The following is a 21,287-nucleotide window of genomic DNA, read 5'->3' on the forward strand; positions in this document are numbered from 1 at the left end:
GCCGCGTGAGCGGCAGGGCCAGACTCGTTGTGTGGCGATGGGTGAATGGGTGGGCGAGACCGTCGGGCCGGACGTGTGGGAGACGTGCCAGGGGTTGATCCCGGCCGGGAGTGTGTTCGCGTTCCTGGCCGAGCATCGCGGTGAACTGTTCCCGGCGGCGATGTTCGTGGACATGTATCCGTCGGCGAACGGGCGGCCGAGCATGCCGCCGCAGATTTTGGCCGCTGCGATCACCTTGCAGGCCCTGCACGGGCTGTCGGACTTCGAGACGGTCCAGGAACTGCGGTGCGACCTGCGGTGGAAGGCCGCATGCGGCCTGGGCCTTCATGACATGGCGTTCGATCCGTCGCTGCTTGCCTACTTCCGCCGCCGGCTGGCCCGTTCCGCCCGCCCGAACCGCATCTTCGAGGCCGTACGCGAGGTCGTGAAGGCAACCGGTGTCCTCAAGGGCAAGCACCGCCGGGCGCTGGACTCCACTGTGCTGGACGACGCGGTCGCCACCCAGGACACCGTCACCCAGATCATCGCCGCCGTCCGGGCGGTGATCCGCGAAGTTCCCGGGGCCGCCGAAGTGGCAGCGGTGCAGTGCACCGCCCACGACTACGCCGACCCGGGCAAGCCGAAGATTGCCTGGAACGACGAGCAGGCCCGCGCCGAGCTGGTCGACGCGCTGGTCACGGACGCGCTGCGGCTGCTGGGCCACCTGCCCGAGGAGCAACTCGGGGAGAAAGCCGCGAACGCGGTGGGCATCCTGGCCCTGGTCGCCGGACAGGACGTCGAGCCCGCCGAGGACTCCGACGGTCGCGACGGACGCTGGCGCATCACCCGGGGCACCGCCCCGAACCGGATGGTCTCCACCGTCGATCCGGAAGCCCGGCACGTCCACAAGACCCGCAGCCACCAGCAGGACGGCTTCAAGGCCCACCTCGCGGTGGAGCCCGAAACCGGGTTATACACCGCCGTCGCCCTGCGGCCCGGCTCCGGGCCCGAGCACCATGAAGCCGCAGTGGGTCTTGAGCTGCTCGCCGACGAGGACACCCCAGTGGACGCCTTCGGTGACACCGCCTACTCCACCGGCAACGCCCGCCAAGCCCTGGACCGGGCCGGACACCGGCTGTTCCTCAAGCCCGCCCCGCTGCGGCCCGCCGTCCCCGGCGGCTTCACCCTCGACGACTTCGCCATCGACACCACAGCCGCCGTCGTGACCTGCCCCGCCGGACACGCCGTGGGCCTGTCCGACCCCGGCGGGCAGTACCACCAACGCAAAGCCTCCTTCAGCGACTTATGCACCGGGTGCCACCTGCGCGAACAGTGCACCAAAGCCAAGGCCGGACGCATCCTGACCATCCGACCTCACCACGACCTCCAAGCGGCCGCCCGCCACCAGGCCGCCACCGACCCCGGCTGGCAGGCCGACTACCGCCGCTGGAGACCACCGGTCGAACGCGCCGTCGCCTGGCTCGTCCACCACGGCAACCGAAAACTCCGCTACCGCGGCACCCTCAAGAACGACACCTGGCTCCACACCCGAGCCGCCGCCCTCAACCTCCGCCGACTGATCAACCTCGGACTCACCCACATCGAGGGCGCCTGGCACCTCGCCCCAGCCACCACATAACGAAGAGGGGCCATCCGGCCTCCGGCCGGACAGCCCCTCAACAAGATCTTCATCAGTCTTCTAGGGCGTGTATCGAATGTGCTGGTCACAGCCACTCATTGATGGCAGCTACGAGGACGGTCGCCTCGTAGCGGACCGCGAGCTTGTCGTATCTCGTGGCCATGGCGCGGTGTCCTTTGAGGCGATTGATGCCGCACTCGACCGCGTGACGTGCCTTGTAGTCCTCGGGGTCGAATTTCGGTGGCCGGCCGCCCCAGGAGCCGCGGTTCTTGCGGTTACCGGCCTGGTCGGCCTTGTCCGGGATGGTGCAGCGGATGCCACGCCTGCGCAAGTAGGCACGGTTCTTGCGGGAGGCGTACGCCTTGTCGGCCCGCACCCGCCTCGGCAGGGTCCGCGGCCTTCCGGGCCCGAGGCGGGGCACCCGGACACGCCCCAGGACCGCCTCGAACTGCGGGGAGTCACCGCGCTGACCGGCCGTGGTCACGATCGACATGGGCTTCTGCCCCTGCTCGACGGCCAGATGCAGCGTGGTGGTAAGACCACCACGCGAGCGTCCGAGCCCGATCGTCCGGCTCGACGGTGAGCCCGCCGGGCGGCTCCTTTTGCAGGTCCCCCTTTTCCGTGCGTCGGCGGCGTGCTGATGGGCCCGGCAGACCGTGGAATCGACGTTGAGGTCCCAGGTGATCAGTTCCTTGGCATCAGCCCGGGCATGGAGCGCGATGAAGATCCGCTGCCAAATGCCGTCCCGCTGCCAGCGGCGGAACAGGTCGTACGCCCGGCCCCACGGTCCGTACTCCTTGGGTATGTCCCGCCACGGGATGCCGGTGCGGACCCGGAAGCGTATGCCGTCGATCAGTTGCCGCCTGTCCGTATCGGCGGCCGTCCTGGCTTCTTGCCCTTCGGCAATAGCGGCTTCAGCACCGCCCATTGCCCGTCCGTCAGATCTCCGCGTGCCACGAGCCAAGATCATCTCACGTGCGAGACCCACTTTCGATGGACCCTAGAGCAGAACAAGGGGGTCTCCGGCCCGCACCTGTCCTGGCGACACGACCGTGGCAAGCCCATCCAACCGCATGTCGTGCGCTTTCGTGATGGCCCGCAATACCAGCGGGGAGTGGGGAAGGTCCTGCTGAGCCTCGTTGGTCATCACGCATCGCTCACTCGATCGCACGAAATCAATGCACACCGCGTCGCCGATCCGCGCCTTGCTCCCGAACCATTCGTCCTCAACGAACGGAGGGGTGCCTGGTGGTGTGCGTACCACGAGGTTCGGCCGGAAACGTCGCTCATCGACGGGAACATCGGGAACCGCCGAACGCACCCAGTCAAGGGTGGCGGTGGTCAACACGCTTATAGGCAGCTGGTCGAAGTGAGAGATTGCTCCCTCGCGGGCTATTTCGACGTCGTCGCGACCGAGGTAGCGACGAAGGTAGGCACTCGGATCCGGTACCACCGCGCCTCGCGGGTCCAGCAGTTCAGGCTCACCAGCGTGGTCCACGTAGCGGGAACGCAGATGCAGCAGGCCCGGCATCCTGCGGAAGCGACGAGTGTTCTTCCCCGAGCCGAACTTGCCCTGAGCGTCGCGCACCGCGAAGAGACGGTCGCCGACAAACCCCCTCGCCTCTACCTCCGCCCGGTGGAGCAACTCGCCCCCTGTCGACTTGATCGGATATCGCCAGATTCGTTCGATCACGCCTACCTCGATCATCATCCGAATGAGGCTACAAGAGCGAGGGTGCGCTCACTTTCGACACACGCTTTGAAGCGTGTTGCAGAAGGTCGAGTCCGGGCAGGTCAGAGCTGATTTGGGGCCGGTCTGCTCATGCGGCGAGGGCAAGGTTGTGCATGTGGGCGACGGCTTGGACTGCGTGGTGGAGACCGCTGCCGCGCTGTCGGCAGTCGCGGAGGATCTTGTAGTGCTTCATGCGGGCGAAGGCGTGCTCGACATGGGCGCGCACTCGTCGGTGCTCGGCGTTGTCTTCCTCCTCGCCCGGCAGCAGGGTCCGGCCCGGGCGTTTGCGATGCGGGACGACGAGTCGGGTGTTGATGTAGGCGCCGTCGCCGAGCACGGTCACGCCCCGGCAGTGCTGGGCCAGGCCGGCGTCCCAACACGCTTTTGCATCGGCGGTGGTGCCGGGCACCGGCCTGGCCGCGGCGATCACGAGTCTCGTGTCGGCGTCGATGATGACCTGCACGTTTGCCGAGAACCGGTAGTTGCGTGAGGAGGCTCCGGTCGTGCGGTCGCGGACCGGGATCAGGGTGCCGTCCACGATCCACAGCCGCTCGACCGCGCCGACTGGACGGGTGGCGGGCTCGATCGCCAGCAGCGGCCGCAGCCGTTGAATGACGCGGCACACGGTCGCAGGAGACACTCCGAAGAGCGGCGCGAGCTGCCGCATGGTGAGGTTCGTCCGGTAGTAGACGGCCACCAGCAGCACCCGGTCCGCCAGCGGCAGGCACCAGGGCCGACCCCCACCCGGTCCGTTTCCCGCCTGTTCCCGCGCCACCTTCAGCAGCCGTTCGAACTGCCGCATCCGCAGCCCGGTGAACGTCTCCACCCACAACGGCTCAGCCCGCAACACCCTACCCATACAGGGGAAATGCCCGCGTCGTAGCCTTCTGCAACACGCTTCAGGCGCCGGGCGCCTTGTAGCGCACGTTCGCGGCCTTGCGCAGGGCGTCCATCGTTTCGTCGACCGTCAGGAGGACGGTCGTCTCCAGTGAGCTGAGCGCTCCGCCGCCGGTGATCGCCAGGGCGACCGCTGCCATGGACACGTTGTCGGGGGCTTCCCACAGGGTGTAGCCGTCGTGCTTGCCGAAGGCGTACCAGAATCCGTGGAGCTTTCCGCCGACCGATTCGATGTACGCCTGAGCGGCCCCTCTGCGGTCCTCCGGGTTGCCGATCATTCTGGCCCAGCTCTCCGGCGTGTAACTGAATCTCGACAGATAGAGCGGCATGGTCTCTCCCTCTCGTCGCCGGTCCGGGCGAGGTGCGGACGGGCGTCGAACATTAACCGGCGGCGCCGGCCGGGAAAGGGTGCCGCGCGACCCGTGCCAGGTGATTCCCCCGATAGGCCCGGCAGCGTTTCGCGGGGTTCCTCAGCCGCACTCGCGGGCTGCCTCCGCCGGGCAGGACCGGGTGAAGCTCCTCACTGATTCGGAGCTACTTCTGGGGCATGAGTGGCGGAAGGGAGGGAAAGCGCTCCCCACGAAGCTCCCAGAGCCCCCAAGGGCAGCAACGGAAGGAGACGACTGTGTTGATGGCCCACCCCGTCATCCTTGGAAACCTGGTCGAGCAGTACGAGACGCTGAAGGTCCTGCACGCCGAGAACGGCAGCGCCGAGAGCCGGCAGCGTATGGACGACATCGCCTACACCCTGTGCGTCTCCACCGGCACCGGGGACATCGACGCGGCATTGATCGCAGCCCGCCACCGGCTGCCCGGCGCCCGGCCCGAGGACGATTCTCTGCTCACGGCCTGAACGACCGCATCGGGCAGGCGTGACGGCGCGTCCTCGGGCAAGAAGAACGGCCATGGGAACGCTGAGCCGATGGGAACTCGCCCTCGAGCGCAAGCAGGGCGCGCTGCTGGCCAAGATGTTCCACAGGGAGCCCGTGGAACTGCTCGACACCCTGCGGCGCGAATGCGACGACCACGCCGTGGTCTGCAGCGAAAGCCGTGTCGTGGTGCCGAACGCCTACGAGATCGAGCTCGCCGACAGCGTGCACAGAGAACTCGCCCGCAGGGAAGAGGAACTGGGCCAGGCGCTGATCGACACACTCGCCCGTCACGGTGAGGAGAAGGGCTACGAATGGGCCGGCCCGCTCACGGTGCACATCACCGACACCGCCGCCGCGCATCTGCCCAACGGGCGCTACCGGGTCTCCAGCACCCCTGCGCCGCAGGTCCGCGCGGACTCGTTCCCGCCGCACTGAACTGCCGCCCCCGTCAGGGCCCGTCGTGGCCCGCGGTCCGCTCGTGCGTGGCTGCTACGACGGGACGGCGGCAGCGGTGTGCGGCTCGTCGGTCTCCGGCTCCCGGGGCGGTTCGCTGAGCTGCTCGCGTACGTAGTTCCAGACGACCGCGATCAGCGCGGCGACCGGTACGGCCAGCAGGCTGCCCACGATGCCGGCCAGGCTGCCGCCCAGCGTCACCGCCAGAAGGATCACCGCCGCGTGGAGCCCCAGCCCGCGGCTCTGGATCATGGGCTGGAAGACGTTGCCCTCGAGCTGCTGCACGACCACGATGATGGCCAGCACCATCAGCGCGTCCGTCAGGCCGTTGGAGACCAGTGCGATGAGTACGGCGACGAAACCGGCGAACAGGGCGCCGATGATCGGCACGAACGCGGAGACGAAGGTCAGCACCGCGAGCGGGAGCACCAGCGGTACGCCGAGAATCCACAGGCCGAGGCCGATCAGGACGGCGTCGAGCAGACCGACGGCCGCCTGGGAACGTACGAACGAGCCCAGGGTCTCCCAGCCGCGCTCCGCCACGGTCGGGACGTCGGTGGCGAGCCGGCCGGGCAACTGACGGGCGAGCCACGGCAGGAAGCGCGGGCCGTCCTTGAGGAAGAAGAACATCAGGAAGAGCGCCAGGACGGCCGTGACCACGCCGTTGACCACGGTGCCCACTCCGGTGACCACGGCGGAGACCATGCTGCCGACGCCTTCCTGGGCGCGGGCCACCGCGCTGTCGAAGGCCTGGTTGATCTGGGCGTCGCCGATGTCCAGCGGCGGTCCGGCGGCCCATCCGCGCAGCTTCTGGATGCCTTCGACCACGCCGTCGGTCAGCTCGCCGGACTGGGACGCCACCGGCACCGCGATCAGTGCCACGACGCCTGCGGCGACCGCGAGGAACAGTACGGTCACCGTCGACGCGGCCAGGGCGGGAGGCCAGCCGTGCCGGCGCAGGAAACGGGCCAGGGGCCACGTGAGCGTCGTGAGGAGCAGGCCGACTATGAGCGGCCACACGACCGACCACATCCGGCCAAGTACCCACAGGGCCACCGCGGTCGCCACGAGGACGAGCAGCAACTCGACGGAGATACGCGCCGACGTCTTGAGCGCGGCGCGGGTTCTCGTGGAACTCAACGTGACAGACATGGGATCACCCTATTGGCACTTGCTTCGCGCTTCGTCATCGCGGCTGTTCCGAGGACGTTGGGCGACGGTCCGACGGCGCGCACGGGACAGGGTGCCCCGGCCCCCTTTCTCCGGCGAGCTGTGTGGGCGGTGCTCTCCGAGACTTGTACGGTGGCCGCGGTGCGGCATCGATCACGGAGGGGGCGGCGGTGCTCGGGCACAACATCCGTCATGCGCAGGGGAGTCGGCGAGCCACACGGGGGTGCGACCGGTGACCGGTCACCGCTCGGTGGGCCTGGCGGCAGCCGCCGCGGCATTCGTCGCTTTCTCCGGATACATCGCCACCGAGCTCATCGAACGCAGTGCCCCACCGGTGAAGCCACCCTCGCCGTACACGGCACCGAAGCCTTCCCCCGACTGCGGCACGCCGGAGCTCGACCCGGTGCACTGTCCCTTCGGTGGCGGCTGCCCCACGCCGGCAGCGACCGTCGCCGCCCCGGCGGCCGGAACGATGCCTGTGCCCGACACCACGTCGCAACGCCCCGCAGACAGATTCCTGTTGGAGCAGAAGATCTCCAACTGCGTGGAGGACAGGGCCGTCTACGTGGACTGATCCGCGCCCGCACGGGCGCTCGCGGTGCCGCTGAGCCTCATCCGAGGGCCCCCGGTCCGCGGCGCACCCGGGCTTGCCCTGAGGGCCCGTCCACTCCACACGCACGACACCCGGCACCGCACCCCGGAGTCCTCTTCGGGCAACCTCCACTTCCGCTGCGCCAACGACGCGTAACGGCCGTCGGCACGACGGCACCGTGGCGCTCGACCAGGGTGCCGTGTCCCTGCCCCGACGGGCGCGTGCTCACCGCTCCAGTTTCTTGTGCGCGCTCTCCGGCAGCCGCAGATACACCGCCGACGAGACGAGGCACAGCACCGCGACGTACCACGGAAACAGGCCCGGACGGTCCAGGTCCTTGAAGAGCGTGCCCACGTACGGGGCCGTGCCGCCGAAGACGGCGACCGTCAGGGAGTACGGGAAGCCGATGCCGGCCGCCCGTACCCGTGCCGGGAACACCTCGGCGTTCACGGCCGCCGAGACCGACGTGAAGCCGGTCAGCAGGACCATGCCCGCGCACTGCACGAGCAGCAGCGACAGGAACGAGCCGTTCACCGCCCGCAGCAGCGGCACGCTCAGCACCGCGAAGCCGACCCCGAAGAACAGCAGCGACGGCTTGCGGCCGAAACGGTCGGACAGCAGCCCGCCGACCGGCTGGAGCAGGGTGAAGAACGCCAGCGACAGCGTCCCGGCGAGCAGGGCGTCCGCCTTGTCGATGTCCGTGGTGAGCTCCGCGTACGTCGGCAGGTACGACGTCCACGTGTAGTACGCGAGCGTGCCGCCGGCCGTGATGCCGCAGATCAGCAGCGACTCGCGCGGATGGTGCCGCAGCGCGTCGAACAGGTGTGGACGCGGGCCCTGTTGCTGCTCCGCGCTCCGCGTCTCGTGGGCGCTGCGCCTGATCCAGAAGCCGACGAGGCTGAGCAGGGCGCCGATCACGAACGGCACGCGCCAGCCCCAGCCGTTCATCTGCCCCTGAGCGAGCACGCTCACCAGCAGGGCTGCGACACCGGACGCGGCGAGCTGCCCGATCGACGTGGAGACGTACTGGAACGACGAGAACAGCCCGCGTCGTCCCGGCCCCGCCGACTCGACCAGGAAGGTGGTCGACGCGGCGAACTCGCCGCCGACGGAGAGGCCTTGCAGCAGCCGCGCCAGGACCAGCACCACGGGCGCGAGGATCCCGGCGGCGGCGTACGTCGGTGTCAGGCCGACCAGCAGGCTGCTGCCGCCCATGAGGAGGATGGTGACCGTGAGCGCCGCGCGCCTGCCGTGCCGGTCGGCGACCGCGCCCATGACCAGCCCGCCCACGGGGCGCATGAAGAACCCGACGGCGAAGACGGCGAACGTCGACAGCAGTGGCACGAGCGAGTTGCCGGAGCTCTCGGGGAAGACCTGATCGGCGATGTAGGTGGCGAGGAACGTGTACGCGTACCAGTCGTACCACTCCACCGCGTTGCCGACGGAGGCCGCGAGCAACTGCCGTACGGGGTGCACGGCGGCGGCCGTGGTGACCGTCGGGGCGGGAGCCGTCTGGGGCGGGGGCGTTTCTCGCGGTGGGATCTTGGCCATGGTCACGGCCTCCCCAACTCAGGGCGCCCGCACGCATGGTGCCGCGACGCCGCCGGACGACGTCCACAGACCGGAGTGCGGCGGACGCCCGCCCTGCTGCTACCGCCCTTCGACGGTGTCGAGGTGCGTGCCCACCGGCCCGCCCGCCGTGGCCGGCAGTTCGACGGAGAGGTGTGCGGACAGTGCGCGGAGGAAGTCGGACGCGTCGAATATCTCGCCGGCCGAGGCGACGCCGACCGTCCTGGTCCGTCCCGTGAGGATGCGGTCGACCGCTTCCACCGCGAGCGGCGCGGTGACGGCGTAGATGTCCTGGCCCCTCGCCACGGCCCGCCGCTCGTTGCCGCCGGAGCGCACGACGACGTCGACCAGGAAGGTCTGCGCGGACCGCCCGTCCTCGTCGACCGCGGTGGGAGCCGGCGTGTCCGGCGCGGACAGGTCCCGGGCCGCCTCGACGGTCATGTAGGTGCGCACTTCCGGGATGGACAGATGGCTGGGGACGGTGACGACGTCGGCCATCGTGAACTCCCCGATGACCTCCCGTGTGCCCAGCGGGTCGGGGAAGGGCCACTTGAGGGTCGTCGCCTCGTCCTGGCGGTAGTCCAGCCGACCGTTCCGGTAGACGACGCGTGCGCCACCCCGCCGCTGCCGGGAGACCGCACCCGCGTCCCGCGTCCCGCCGGTCGGCTGCCAACTGTTCAGCCCGTACGCGACGTGCGCCTCGTCGGCAGTCGCCCACTCGCCCATCGCCGCGGTGGCCAGCAGGTCACCGAGGGCGCCGAAGAAGGCCATCGCGGGGACGACCACGGCTCCCGCGGCGCGGGCACGGTCCGTGAAGTGCGCGAACGTGTCGACGTTGGCCTCGATCTCGGCCGCCACGTCCACGTACGGGATCCCGGCCCGCAGCGCCGCCTCGATCACGGGCGCGGCAGTCGTGGCGAAGGGTCCGGCACAGTTGATCACCGCTGTCGCCCCGGCCAGCGCGCGGTCGAGCGCCGCCGGATCGTCGACCGACGCCGGCCGGGCCTCGAGGCCGGGGAAGGACGCCACCAGTGCCTGGAGCTTGCCGGCGTCGCGGCCGGAGAGAACCGGGACGAACCCGCGCTTCCGCAGCTCCGCCACCACGAACCGGCCGGTGTGCCCGTACGCGCCGTACACCGTAACCAACTGTCCCGATCCCATCGGTTCTCTCCTGTGCTCGAGTGATCCACTGAGTACATCCTGGCGGGCAAGGGCGACCGATCGTGAGTGTCTGGAACGACATGACCCGTACAATTTCCGACATGGCTACTGTCGCGCTTGCCGTCACCGACGGAATGCTGCACTTCGAAATGTCCCTGGCGTACGAGGTGTTCGGCGCCGCCCCGGCCGGTGTGACGGTCCCCTGGTACGACGTCACCGTCTGCGGACCGGTCGCCGTGCCGGTCGGCCGGTTCCTGCTCGCGCCCGACTCCGGGCTCGACCGGCTTCGGTACGCCGACACCGTGATCGTCCCCGGCTGGGCCGACGTCGACGAGGACCCGCCCGCCGACCTGGTCGACGCGGTGCGCGCGGCCCACGAGGCGGGCGCGCGTGTGGTCTCACTCTGCACGGGCGTGTTCGTACTGGCCGCGGCCGGCCTGCTGGACGGGAAGCGCGCGACCACGCACTGGGCACACACCGAGGCTCTGGCCACCCGTTACCCCCGGCTGGAAGTCGACCCGGACGTCCTCTACGTGGACAACGGCAGCGTGCTCACCTCCGCCGGCAAGGCCGCCGCTCTGGACCTCTGCCTGCACCTCGTGCGCCTCGACCACGGCTCGTCGGTCGCCAACGCCGTCGCCCGCCGCCTGGTCGTACCACCGCACCGGGCGGGCGGTCAGGCCCAGTTCGTCACCACCCCGGTGCCTGCCCAGGACGACCATCCGCTCGCCGCCCTGCTTCCCTGGATCATCGAACGGCTCGACCAGCCGCTGACCGTGGAGGACCTGGCCCGCCAGGCACGGATGAGCTCGCGCCACCTGGCCCGCCATTTCAGGGCGGCGACCGGCACCACCCCGCTGCAATGGCTGCTGACCCAGCGGATCCGCCACGCCCAGGAATTGCTGGAGAGGACCGACGACAGTGTCGACGCCGTCGCGGCGGCCACCGGCATGGGCACCGCGACGACGCTGCGCCGGCACTTCAACCGCACGGTCGGCGTACCGCCGGACACCTACCGCCGCACCTTCCGCTCACGATCCCGCTGATCGCTCGGGGCCGGTGACGGCTCGAGCGGTGTACGGCCGCGTGCGGGAGACGCCGGACAGAGGCGAGCGGGGCGTGGAAGACAGCCGGCACGGTCTCGTGGCCGTCGTTGGCCGCCCTCACCGCCGCCGCTCCGGCCGGGTCACGCCGGCTGTCGACACAGTGCAGTTGGCGGCAAGGGGGCCCAACCGGATGCGCAGCCGGAGGCAGTGCACGCACCCCGGCCACGGTGCCACAATCCGGCCATGGACCAGGGGGAGGCGGCCGTTTGGGCCGCGGGCATCGGCGTCGGGGCAACGCTCGTCATGGCACTGGCGGCTTTGCACACGGGCCGTCCACGGGTGCCGGCTCGTCGTGACCGGCCCGTCCACGGGAGCCGGCTCGATTCCACGGAGCCGACCAGTGGCGCGCTATTTGCACGGAGTGCGCGGCAGGAGTCGGCCGGGCGGCCGCCCACAGTCCGCCCGGTACGCCTGCTGACGGTGTCACGACTGGTAGTAGGCGTCGATGGGGGCGCGGGCCTCGGCGAACAGGGCAGGACCGAGCTCAGTGACCGTCGGCCAGGCCCCGGCCGGGTTGAGTTCGATGAGCTGCTCGGTGGAGAGCGCGTAGACGACGCGACCGAGACCGGAGCGGACGATGCCGCCGGCGCACATCCCGCAAGGCTGACAGCTGGTGTACAGGGTGGTGCGCGCGGCCGTGTCCTTGTCGAGTTCCCGGGCGGCCCAGCGGGCGAGCTTCAGTTCCGGGTGGGCGCTGATGTCGTTGTCGCGCTGCACCGTGTTGTGTGCTTCGGCGAGAGTCGCGCCGTCCGGGCCGACCAGCAGGGAGCCGTACGGCGCGTCGCCCAGCGTGACGGCGTGGGCCGCGAGGGCGATCGCCCGCCGCAGGTGCACCGCGTCGGCGGGGGAGATCATGATGGTGTCCTCCAGTGTGTTGCCACGGCCGTGAGTGCCTGCCAGGCCACATGGGGCCGGCGGGTCTCCTCCGGATCTCCGTCGTAGGGGTCGAGCACGACGGTGTCGGCGCCGAGCCGTCGCAACTCGTCGAGATCTTCGAGGACCTGCTCGATGGTTCCGACGCCGGCGAGCCGGTCAGGATCGTCGACCGGCGCCGTGGTCAGCCGCAGTGTGATGCGGGGCGTGAAACCCGGCAGCGAGTGGTTCGCCACGGCCGAGCGCAGCCAGGGCATCGTGTTCCTCAGGGGATGCCAGGCGTCGCCGAACCTGACGGCGCGCCGCACGGCGGCCTCGCTGTTGCCGCCGATCCAGATGGGTACCGAGGTGGTGGGGCCGTCGGTTTCCTCACGCCAGGCGTTCCGCAGGGCCGCCAGGTACTCGTCGGTGAGCCTGCCGCGTTCGGTGAACGGCACGCCGAGCGCGTCGAACTCCTGACGTGCCCAGCCGACGCCGACGCCGAGCACGAGCCGCCCGCCGCTGAGCAGGTCGAGGTTGGCTGCCATACGCGCGAGCAGCAGCGGATGCCGGTAGGGCATGACGAGCACGGTCGTGCCCAGGCGCAGTCCGGTGGTGACACCGGCCAGCCAGGACAGGGTGGTGAACGGTTCGTAGAACGGCTCCGGGTACTGCTCGGCCACGTCGGGGGTGACGGCCACGTGGTCCGACATCATGAGGAGGTCGAAGCCGAGCCCCTCGGTGATCCGTGCCCACTCGCGCAGCACGCCGGGATCCGTTCCTGGTCCGAAGTTGGGTACGTTGACGCCCAGTTGCATGACCGGAGGCTATCCCGGCGGACCAGGAACACGGAACGAACTCTTCCCGGTCGTAGCGGCGATCTGCCGTCGATTTCCCGGTAGATTCGCGCCATGACCGCGAACCTCGATGACGTCGACTGGGCGATCATCACCCAGTTGCAGCAGGAAGCACGCATCTCGATCAGCGAGTTGGGCCGACGCGTGAGCCTCAGCCCCTCGGCCACCACGGAACGGGTGCGGCAGTTGGAGGCCCTGGGCGTCATAACCGGCTATCACGCGGTGGTCGACCTGACCAAGGTGGGCTATCCCGTGCTCGCCGTCGTCCGGTTGAAGTACCCGGGCAACCACCACCAGCCGTTGCGCCGACTGCTCGCCGAGCGGAGGGAGATCCTGGAGTGCCTGCGCACGACGGGCGACGACTGCTACACCCTCAAGGTGGCCGCGACCTCCATGGGCCATCTGGAGACACTCATGGACGAGCTGGCCGGTTTCGGCAGCACGACCACGAGTGTGGTCTACAGCCAGACCCTGCCCTACCGCGGACCGGACCGGCCCTGACCGGCAACCGACCGTCCGGCGCGTACCCGTACGCCGACCTGATACGGGCCACCCTTGCCCACACCGCATGGCGGCTGCTCGCCAACTGAGAAGCCGCGCCTCGCGAGCAGCCGTCGACGGGTCGGGTGAAGAAGTCGACGGCGAAGACGGCGAACGTCGAGGAGCAGCGGCATGCGGCACCACGCGGTTGCCGGAGCTCTTGGCGAGCACCTCGCCTGCGGCGCCCCCTCACGGCGGCGACGCGCGGTCAGGCGGTTGACAGCAGCGGCCTGAGGAACTGGCTGGGGTTGCCGTGCCAGAAAATGTCCAGGCTGTCGCGGGCCCTCGTCGCGGCGACGAACAGCAGCGAACGGGCCCGCTGCATCTCTCTCCGGTGGCGCAGGGCGTCGACCGAGTGCAACCGCAGGATGTCTGAACGCGGCACGAGCCCCTGCGACGCACCCGCGATGATCATCCGCTGGTATTCGAGCCCCTTGAAACGGAACATCGTGCCGATGTGCACCCCCTCGTCGCCCCGGGGTCCGTCCGGGCCGATCTCAATGGCGCGGATGCCGAACTGCGCCAGCGAATAGGCCGCTTCCTGTGCCATTGCGTTCGTGGGGACGCAGATGCCGATCTGCCCCGACGACATCGGACGAGCACTGCACCGTTGGCTCACGCCCAGGGCCGACCACCTCCTCGAGGTGACCGCCGGGTTGCCCGGCTGGCTCGACGCCGCCCACGTCGAAGGCGAGGTCCGCAGTGCCGGAGTCGCGCTGTGGAATCTCGCCACCCGCAGCGGGCTCATCCTCGTCACGGGACCGGAACGCCACCCGATGCTCCAGCGCTACACGGCGGACCTGGCCTTCGCCGGCGGCCGGGGCCTCGGCATACGGGTCATCGTGGACGAACCGCCCGACGAGCCGTGCACCTCACAGATGCTGGACCTCGTCGCCCGGCTGTGCGCGCCGCCGGCACAGCTCGACCTGCTTTTGGACGTCGGAGCGGTGAACGACCTCGCCGAGGCGGGCAAGCGGTCCCTCGTGGCCCTTGACCTGCTGGGCACCCTGATGCCCTGGCGTAGTGTGACCCTGCTGTCGGGCGCGTTCCCCGATCACGACCCGGCCCATGAACCGGCGCTCTTCACCCCGCCCCGACTCGACCAGGCCCTCCACGCGCAGGTCCGCGCCGCACGGCCCCGGCAGCGAGTGGACTACGGCGACTACTCGGTCGAGCACGTCCGGAGTGCGAATCGGCCCGCCGACTCCGGCCGGTACGGACCCCCGTGGAGCCTGTTGCGCTACACCCTCCCCGACCGCTTCCTCGTCGCCCGGGCACCCACCCGCGGCCCCGAACGCGCCGACCGGGTCCGTTCGACGGCCCGCCGCATCGTCGAGCACGAGTCGTACCGCCGCGAGCCGTCGGCCCACCGCGGAGCCGCCGAGGACTGGCTCGAGTCCTGCGCATACGGCACCGGGCCGGCCGGGACGGGTACCCGCGGGACCTGGGCACGGATCGATCACACGCAGCACCTCACGTACATCACCCGATGTCTGCTGGGCCGTGACAGGGCCTGAGCGGCGTCCGCCTCACGGCAGGTCGACGACCGCCCACACCGTCTTGCCCGGCGCGGCGCTGCGCGGCGAGACACCCCAGTCGGCAGCAAGCGCCTCCACGAGTACGAGCCCTCGCCCCGACTCCGCGCCTCCCGAATCAGGCCGCGTCCCTCTGGCGGGACGCTTCACCGTGCGAGTGTCGGTGACGTCGATCCGCAGCCGCGCCGGCGAGGCGGCGAGCCGCACATGGAAGTCCCGCCCCGGCACGTGCCCGTGCCGCACGGCGTTCGCCACCAGTTCGGCGGCGATCAGGGTCATGGTCTCGCTGGCGGCCGAGTCGTACGGATGCCCCCAGTCGTGCAGTCGGTGCGATACGAGGCGCCGCGCAAGCCGCGCTCCGCGGGGCGTCGCGGTGAACTGCATCGTGAACTCGCGGGTGGTATCCGGGTCGTGCACAAGCCCTGCGGGCGAACGGTCATTGGCCTCATGTCGATCAACCTTGCTGCCGCGAAAGCCCCGTTGACCAGCCCGGACGCGCGGACGTCCGGGCGGTGTACGCGGTTACGCAAGCTGCGTACCCGAGCGACCGTGCCGGTGCTGAGGTCATCGCATACATGTTCGTATCCGTCGGGGAGCCGACGCGTTGATGCAGCATGGGGAGGACCACCGGCATCGAGGCAGCGAAGCAGGAGCCGACGGCGTTCGGGCGACCGTGTGCCGATGCGCCGCTGTGTGTTCGCAACGGCCTGGTCTCTCGTGGCCACGAGGGTGACGGCGCTTCCAGGGGCTCTGAACGTGCCGACATGGTCAGCCTGTGTGCACCGGCTAAATGGTGTGGATCCATGACTCGAAGGCTGTCAGCTGCTCGCCCACCGATCCCAAAGAGGACGGGCTCCGCTCGTACTGTTCCGAGAGTGCCGCCTCGTAGACCTTGTATGCCTTCGGAGCTTCCTTGCCTGCGAGGTCGATGGCCGCGAGCGCAAGCAGAGCATCATCGGTGCGCCCGCTTTCCGTGCTGCCGACAAGAGAAGGGCACAACTCCTCGGAGATATAGTCGCAGAGCTCCATGAGCTGTCGTCCCGCGCGCGTCGCGCGGTCTCGGACGGCGTCGATGTGAGCATTGTGAAGGTGCTCCTCGAGTTCAGATGCGTCGTCCTCGTCGCACCAGATCCTTCGCAATGACTCCTCTGTCGACTTCAGTCCCTGGTCCGAATCGCGCAGCAGCTCATCCAGGCTGAGGACAGGGTGACTTGCCTCTGTAGGCGCGACCTCGGGCAGCGAGTCGAGCGCATCGGGCTGCGGAAGGGGTGAGCCGTCACGAAGTGCCAGGAGCAGCATGGCCTGACGCAGGACGGGGAGGAGGCGGTCGGCGTCAGTCACGCCGCGAATCTCGTACGCGGAGCGTTCGACGGCCGGATAGTCGTTGTCTGCGACGTACCCGTCGATGTCGAAACTGAGCTCAGAGAGCAGTGAAGAGATCGCGCGGATCTCGTCGAGCAGAACCTCGGCGGCGTTCCACAGGCGATCAGCTACCTCATGTGCTTCGTCCGCTTCACGTACTTTGCGCTCAAGTTCGGCAGCCAGCCTGATCAGTTCGCTCATGTTGCGGCCCTCCCCGTAGTGTGCGTCGACCCGGTCCTGGTGGGGGGTCACTTCGAGATTACGGGTCTCTTCCAGGTGTGCTGAACTGGGTGGCCTCGTAGGGGATCGGCCGGCGCCGCCCCGCAAGCATCGGGGAGCGGCGCCCGGGCAATGAGCCAGGTTTCCGCCACGGGCGGCACGCACCTCGCCCATGATTGGTGCATGCAAAAGCTCGAGGCGCACGAGATGCCCCTGCACAAGGTCTTCAGCAGCGACTACGACTTCCATGTCCCCGACTACCAGCGTCCTTACGCCTGGGAAGAGGAACAGGCGGTCCAACTGCTAACAGACCTCGTCGAGGCACTCGACCGGGGGACGGACGAGCCGTACTTCCTCGGATCGATCGTCCTTGTCAAGGAAGGACAGACGGCATCGAGAGCCGACGTGATCGACGGTCAGCAGCGGCTCACTACCCTGACCATCCTGCTGTCGGTGCTGCGCGACCTCACCGACGACCCTCAGCTGAGCCTCGATCTGGACACGTTGGTGAGCGAACCGGGCTCCAAGATCCTGGGCCTGGCGAGGAGGCCGCGCCTCACTCTGCGCCCGCGTGATGCCGGGTTCTTCAAGCAGCACGTGCAGACGAGGGGGTCCATCCAGACGCTGCTGGCGCTCAACGCGGAGACGCTGAACACGGATGCGCAGAAGGGCATTCTCCGAAACGCCGCCGCTCTGCACAGCAGGCTCGCCGACTGGTCGGAGGAGCGTCGGCTCGGGCTCGTGCAGATGCTCGGGGAGCGTACGTATCTGGTCGTCGTCAGTACTCCCGATCTCGACAGCGCCCATCGGATTTTCAGCGTAATGAACTCCCGCGGGCTCGACCTGTCGCCCACGGACATCTTCAAGTCGAAGATCATCGGCGATCTGGGGCCGAAGGCGTCCGACGAGTGCGCCACTGCATGGGAGGATGCGGAAGAGGCCCTGGGCAGGGACGACTTCGCGGACCTCTTCCTCCACCTGCGCATGATCTACGCCAAGAAGCGGGCCGAGCAGGAGCTGCTCAAGGAATTCCCGGAGCAGGTGCTCAGCCACTATCTGCCCGGCAGGGCTGAGACGTTCGTCAACGACGTCGTCCGTCCGTACGCCGATGCCTATGTTCAGGTGCGCGATGCCACCTATGAGGCCACACAGGGCGCCGAGAAGGTCAACGCCTGGTTCAGACGGCTCCAGCAGGTCGACAACAACGACTGGAGGCCTGCCGCACTATGGGCGCTCCGCAACCACGCAAATAATCCCCAGTGGCTCGATCAGTTCCTCGGTGCCCTGGAACGGCTGTCGGCCAGCATGTTCATCCGACGCGTCTACACCACTCCCCGCGTCACTCGTTATGCCGAGCTGCTGCGCCAGCTCGATCTGGGACACGGACTCGACTCGGAGGCACTCGAGTTGACGGACGCAGAGCAGGCAGAGACCCGCGCCAGGCTGAACGGCGACCTCTACCTTGTCGGGAAGATCCGGAAGTACGTGCTGCTCCGGCTCGACGAGCTGCTGGCCCAGGGACAGGGGGTTGCCTACGACTATCCCGTCATCACCGTCGAGCATGTCCTCCCGCAGAACCCGAAGCCGGACTCGCAGTGGAGCGCTCTCTTCGACGACGATGAGCGCGCCGAGTGGACGCACAAGCTGGCGAACCTGGTCCTTCTCAATCGGTCGAAGAACTCCGTGGCACAGAACTACGACTTCATTGTGAAGAAGGCCAAGTACTTCACCGGCCGCAGTGGCGTGGTGCCTTTCGCTCTGACCTCCCAAGTACTCCAGCACCTCGAGTGGACCCCTGACCTGCTCAGCACGAGGCAGAAGCACCTCATGGAGCTGCTGAGCAACGAATGGCGTCTTTGAAACGCCTGCCGGTTGAGGGCGATCTCCGTGTGATCGGCGCTGCTCTGCGCAGGGGCAGGCAAGGCCCGGCTGCTCGGTCACCCATCCTGGCGGCCGTCGGTGGACAGAGGAGGCAGCGGGCACGGGAGGTCGCGCAGGAATCGGTGCGGGCAGCAGACGACGGAGAAGGAGACGAGGTTCGTCGTCTTCGCATAGTGCACCCAGACGGCGTCGACGCCGCGCCCGAGCGCGTCCGCCGCGTAGGCGCTCTTCACCTCCAGGTCGATGTACGCCCGCCCGCCATCCGGGCGTTCGAAGGGCGGGCTCGCCTCGTAGGTCTTGCGCAACCAGTCCATCGCGTCACTCAGATCCGTCCAGGTCAGATGCGCGGCGGCCTGATCACGGCGCATCAGCCAGTGGCCCACCTGCATGGGCGGCATCGTGCCGGCGAGGAACGCGCGGGTCTGCTCGTCGTGGGTCAGCTGTCCGGGGCGCCGCGCCCCTTCCTGCCCGTACGCCGTCCGCGTACCGGTCCAGGGGCCGAATCCGTGCCAGTGTCCCGACCAGGTCATGTGCGTCCTCCAGAGGGTGCGGGCCACCCGTGCTCGTGCCGGGCGGCCCGCTGTCGTGCCAGTACGGTCAGGGGCGGACGGTAAGATGCTCAGGGCCCGCCTTCTGGCCCAGCCGAGGGCGAAGTCGTCCAGCTCCGCTCCCGTGAAGCGCAGTTCCCTGCCGTTGCCGCCGGGCTTGCTGTCCCGCAGGGCGAACGCGGTCCCGGAGCCGGTGAGCGCGCCGACCTCGACGCATGTCTCGTGCTCGCCGCCCTGGTTGCCGCCGCAGTAGTTCTCGAACGGGCCGCCCCCGGAGGGAAGGCTGTAGAGGTCCTGCATGGGATAGTCCTCCTGATGCATCCGCTGTGCGGAGATGCGGTCTCCGCGCCGTCGTGCACACGCACCCCACCCGTGTCGTCTGCTGTCCAAGGGAGGCGACCGGGTGGGGAGTTCATCGACGAGTCACCGGGGCCGACCGTCGTCGCGTCGGTGAGTATGGGCCGGTGTCAGGACGCCACGCCGGAGCAACACGACGACCCTGAGAGCAACGACCCGAACGAGCGGGTGCCGCGCGTCGGTCCGGATTCGCCACGCCGAGAGCGCACGGCCGGAAGCGGCGCCGGGTGGCCTGGTGCAGCGCGGTCGTGGCCGCGGTGATCGTTCGTCACGGCCAACACATTCGCGGCTCAGGCCCACTCTGACCAGCAACAACCCGCCGACAGGGGCGCGGTGTACGAGCTTCCGTCACAGAGCGCGGCGGGGCGCTCCCGTCCCCACCCACCGGTCAGGGCCCGCGCCGCACCAGTACTACATCCCTGACGCGCGTGGAGCTGTCATCCCGGCCAACGGTGACACCCGATAGCGTCGTCGCTGAGCCGGCCACTAGGGGGAACACATGGGTGGCAAATGGGGATGGACCGTGGAGGTGTGCATCACGAGCGACACCCCACTTGACCGTTCGCGTTCAGTTCGGCATGCCGCCGTGCCAGTGCCAGTGCCAGTGCCAGTGCCAGTGCCCGCGCCACCGGAACGAGTGGGCGAGCGCTCGACCGCGACGCTGACCGCGTCGAGCGCTCCCCGGTGGCCCGCCCTCGCATTCCGCGTTGAGCGCGGGCCGCCTGTAATCGCCGAGGATCGGTAACCGGTCCGTCAGCAAGGGCCGGAACACACATCCGTTACGAGTATCGACACCCGTATTCGTGCCGCTTCAACCCTCGCTGAATCGCCTCCTGCTCCCTCATCGAGAGGTACTTGTCGTTGATGTAGCCGTAAGAGGACTCGCTGGAGTGGTAGCAGTGGGGGTCAGAACCGGGAGGAACCCGCACAATACGGCGACGCACCTTAATTGCCATCTCTGCCGCTTGACTCCGATTCTGCAACTCGCTCTTAAATCTGTTCTCAACGAGTAGAACCTCATGACGGAGTTTAAGAGCTGTTGCTCTCGATCTCGGTTCAGCTCGTCATACAGTCGTGCCCGCCCAGCGTCCAGCTCTGCCACTTCCTGCGTGTCAGCTCCATGGCTACTTCGTTCGCTGCGGCTTTCAGGGGTGGCACAAGCCTGGCACCTCTCTGGTCCACAGGAAGCGGTCTTCCGCGAAGATGTGGAAAGGAGAAGTGCAAGCCGCTGTCGGCCTGCCTGCTCTCAGAGTTGCGGTGCGATAAGCGTCAGCCTTAGGACGGCCGCGAAAGCAAACGCCGCTGGGACGACAAACCACCACCGTCGCAACCAACGCGCTTTGACGAAGAGGGCCGTCAGGAGTGTGCCTCCCGGACGCGTCCCCCGGCCATAGAGACTCCGCTGTACGCCGAGGCGGAGCCCACGTATGCGCACGGGACTTTGTCCAAGGGGCGAGGCCCGCCCGATTCGGCCGCGAGACCGTGACCTCAGAAGACGTCGAAGGTATCGATGTGCCGCCGGATCTCCGCCAGGACCTCAGTGCTGCCACCTGTGGCCGGTAGGACCCACGGCCTCTGCTCGCCGTTGGCCATGGCGAGACTGCTGACAAAGCGGACGAGATCCGGTGACGGCACGAAGGAGTCACGCAGCCACGTCGCGAAGACGGCCGCCTCGTCGGCGGTGACATCGACGAGGGTGATGTAGGCGTAGTCAGGCCCTTCCATGGACGAGGTGCCGTTGATCCACACCTCGGGAGCCTGTGCGATCTCGAAGTCGAGAGCCTGCTCGCCGTGCAATGGGGAGGTCGCATGCTCGATGACAGGGTCGGGGAATGACTGCCGGAGCGCACGCTCCAGCGACAACAGGTTGGAGCGCCAGGCGCCGCCGTCCTCCTGAGGGGGGTAGAAGCCGATATTGGTGCGGATATTGCGTTCGGTGGCCACCGTGTTTCCTCTGGTTCACGAC

Annotated in this window: 21 protein-coding genes and 2 pseudogenes; 8 read left to right on the forward strand and 15 right to left on the reverse strand. The window is 68.7% G+C overall.

Annotation, left to right across the window (positions count from 1 at the left end):
* The first annotated feature begins 37 nt into the window (after positions 1-37).
* A complete protein-coding gene (locus ACWGH4_RS04550; RefSeq protein ID WP_453455598.1) occupies positions 38-1,618 on the forward strand; it encodes an IS1182 family transposase in 1,581 nt (526 codons plus the stop codon).
* Positions 1,619-1,703: 85 nt separating this feature from the next.
* On the opposite strand, the gene ACWGH4_RS04555 is transcribed toward ACWGH4_RS04550, so the two are convergent.
* The 4 genes from ACWGH4_RS04555 to ACWGH4_RS04570 form a co-directional block, all read right to left on the reverse strand.
* A protein-coding gene (locus ACWGH4_RS04555) for an IS5 family transposase (protein ID WP_453455517.1) occupies positions 1,704-2,575 on the reverse strand; the annotation gives its coding sequence in 2 pieces (ribosomal slippage) (positions 1,704-2,492 and positions 2,495-2,575; 870 coding nt in all).
* Between the two features lie 43 nt (positions 2,576-2,618).
* Entirely contained in the window at positions 2,619-3,329 is a 711-nt protein-coding gene (locus ACWGH4_RS04560) for an MOSC domain-containing protein (RefSeq protein ID WP_453455520.1), read from the reverse strand.
* A 109-nt stretch (positions 3,330-3,438) separates the two neighbouring features.
* A complete protein-coding gene (locus tag ACWGH4_RS04565; protein ID WP_453455523.1) occupies positions 3,439-4,209 on the reverse strand; it encodes a transposase family protein in 771 nt (256 codons plus the stop codon).
* Between the two features lie 40 nt (positions 4,210-4,249).
* Entirely contained in the window at positions 4,250-4,576 is a 327-nt protein-coding gene (locus ACWGH4_RS04570) for a GYD domain-containing protein (RefSeq protein WP_441261512.1), read from the reverse strand.
* Positions 4,577-4,872: 296 nt separating this feature from the next.
* Between ACWGH4_RS04570 and ACWGH4_RS04575 the strand changes: the two genes are divergently transcribed.
* Positions 4,873-5,100 (forward strand): DUF5133 domain-containing protein, encoded by a 228-nt coding sequence (locus ACWGH4_RS04575; RefSeq protein WP_441261513.1) that lies wholly within the window; start codon positions 4,873-4,875, stop codon positions 5,098-5,100.
* 52 nt (positions 5,101-5,152) lie between these two features.
* On the forward strand, positions 5,153-5,554 hold the full coding sequence (locus tag ACWGH4_RS04580; protein ID WP_453455528.1) for a DUF3662 domain-containing protein: 402 nt from the start codon (positions 5,153-5,155) through the stop codon (positions 5,552-5,554).
* 54 nt (positions 5,555-5,608) lie between these two features.
* Here ACWGH4_RS04580 and ACWGH4_RS04585 read toward each other — a convergent pair whose 3' ends face one another.
* Complete coding sequence (locus tag ACWGH4_RS04585) at positions 5,609-6,724, reverse strand: AI-2E family transporter (RefSeq protein ID WP_453455531.1); 1,116 nt, start codon at positions 6,722-6,724, stop codon at positions 5,609-5,611.
* 250 nt (positions 6,725-6,974) lie between these two features.
* Between ACWGH4_RS04585 and ACWGH4_RS04590 the strand changes: the two genes are divergently transcribed.
* Entirely contained in the window at positions 6,975-7,316 is a 342-nt protein-coding gene (locus tag ACWGH4_RS04590) for a hypothetical protein (RefSeq protein ID WP_453455534.1), read from the forward strand.
* A 243-nt stretch (positions 7,317-7,559) separates the two neighbouring features.
* On the opposite strand, the gene ACWGH4_RS04595 is transcribed toward ACWGH4_RS04590, so the two are convergent.
* Both ACWGH4_RS04595 and ACWGH4_RS04600 read right to left on the reverse strand, forming a co-directional pair.
* Positions 7,560-8,885 carry an MFS transporter gene (locus tag ACWGH4_RS04595; protein ID WP_453455537.1) on the reverse strand — a complete coding sequence of 442 codons (1,326 nt, stop codon included), beginning with the start codon at positions 8,883-8,885 and terminating at the stop codon, positions 7,560-7,562.
* Positions 8,886-8,984: 99 nt separating this feature from the next.
* On the reverse strand, positions 8,985-10,064 hold the full coding sequence (locus tag ACWGH4_RS04600) for a saccharopine dehydrogenase family protein (protein WP_453455540.1): 1,080 nt from the start codon (positions 10,062-10,064) through the stop codon (positions 8,985-8,987).
* A 101-nt stretch (positions 10,065-10,165) separates the two neighbouring features.
* On the opposite strand from ACWGH4_RS04600, the gene ACWGH4_RS04605 reads away from it, so the two are divergent.
* Positions 10,166-11,110 carry a helix-turn-helix domain-containing protein gene (locus ACWGH4_RS04605; RefSeq protein WP_453455543.1) on the forward strand — a complete coding sequence of 315 codons (945 nt, stop codon included), beginning with the start codon at positions 10,166-10,168 and terminating at the stop codon, positions 11,108-11,110.
* Between the two features lie 79 nt (positions 11,111-11,189).
* Here the strand turns inward: ACWGH4_RS04605 and ACWGH4_RS04610 are convergent.
* From ACWGH4_RS04610 to ACWGH4_RS04620, 3 genes and pseudogenes are all read right to left on the reverse strand, one after another.
* Positions 11,190-11,371, reverse strand: a pseudogene (locus tag ACWGH4_RS04610) (hypothetical protein); the annotation flags it as partial.
* Between the two features lie 222 nt (positions 11,372-11,593).
* Positions 11,594-12,025: a nucleoside deaminase gene (locus tag ACWGH4_RS04615; protein ID WP_453455546.1), complete on the reverse strand. Its 432-nt coding sequence runs from the start codon at positions 12,023-12,025 to the stop codon at positions 11,594-11,596.
* On the reverse strand, positions 12,022-12,840 hold the full coding sequence (locus tag ACWGH4_RS04620) for an LLM class flavin-dependent oxidoreductase (RefSeq protein WP_453455549.1): 819 nt from the start codon (positions 12,838-12,840) through the stop codon (positions 12,022-12,024). The genes ACWGH4_RS04615 and ACWGH4_RS04620 overlap by 4 nt, the downstream gene beginning before the upstream one ends.
* Before the next feature lie 93 nt (positions 12,841-12,933).
* On the opposite strand from ACWGH4_RS04620, the gene ACWGH4_RS04625 reads away from it, so the two are divergent.
* Positions 12,934-13,380, forward strand: a complete 447-nt coding sequence (locus ACWGH4_RS04625; protein ID WP_441261523.1) for an Lrp/AsnC ligand binding domain-containing protein — start codon at positions 12,934-12,936, stop codon at positions 13,378-13,380.
* A gap of 247 nt (positions 13,381-13,627) precedes the next feature.
* Here the strand turns inward: ACWGH4_RS04625 and ACWGH4_RS04630 are convergent.
* Positions 13,628-13,999 (reverse strand): annotated as a pseudogene (locus tag ACWGH4_RS04630) (3'-5' exonuclease); the annotation flags it as partial.
* Between the two features lie 196 nt (positions 14,000-14,195).
* On the opposite strand from ACWGH4_RS04630, the gene ACWGH4_RS04635 reads away from it, so the two are divergent.
* Positions 14,196-14,936, forward strand: coding sequence for a beta family protein (locus ACWGH4_RS04635; RefSeq protein ID WP_453455601.1), 741 nt, complete (start codon positions 14,196-14,198; stop codon positions 14,934-14,936).
* Between the two features lie 12 nt (positions 14,937-14,948).
* Here ACWGH4_RS04635 and ACWGH4_RS04640 read toward each other — a convergent pair whose 3' ends face one another.
* Together ACWGH4_RS04640 and ACWGH4_RS04645 are read right to left on the reverse strand one after the other, a co-directional pair.
* On the reverse strand, positions 14,949-15,371 hold the full coding sequence (locus ACWGH4_RS04640) for an ATP-binding protein (RefSeq protein WP_453455553.1): 423 nt from the start codon (positions 15,369-15,371) through the stop codon (positions 14,949-14,951).
* Positions 15,372-15,740: 369 nt separating this feature from the next.
* Positions 15,741-16,517, reverse strand: coding sequence for a hypothetical protein (locus ACWGH4_RS04645; protein ID WP_453455556.1), 777 nt, complete (start codon positions 16,515-16,517; stop codon positions 15,741-15,743).
* 201 nt (positions 16,518-16,718) lie between these two features.
* Here ACWGH4_RS04645 and ACWGH4_RS04650 point away from each other — a divergent pair, with 201 nt between their 5' ends.
* Complete coding sequence (locus ACWGH4_RS04650) at positions 16,719-18,395, forward strand: DUF262 domain-containing protein (RefSeq protein ID WP_453455559.1); 1,677 nt, start codon at positions 16,719-16,721, stop codon at positions 18,393-18,395.
* A gap of 77 nt (positions 18,396-18,472) precedes the next feature.
* Here the strand turns inward: ACWGH4_RS04650 and ACWGH4_RS04655 are convergent, their stop codons facing one another.
* Positions 18,473-19,264, reverse strand: a complete 792-nt coding sequence (locus ACWGH4_RS04655; protein ID WP_453455562.1) for a DUF397 domain-containing protein — start codon at positions 19,262-19,264, stop codon at positions 18,473-18,475.
* 1,545 nt (positions 19,265-20,809) lie between these two features.
* Complete coding sequence (locus ACWGH4_RS04660; RefSeq protein ID WP_453455565.1) at positions 20,810-21,265, reverse strand: hypothetical protein; 456 nt, start codon at positions 21,263-21,265, stop codon at positions 20,810-20,812.
* Between the last annotated feature and the right edge of the window lie 22 nt (positions 21,266-21,287).

The sequence above is a fragment of the Streptomyces sp. NPDC054847 genome, from assembly GCF_053610925.1.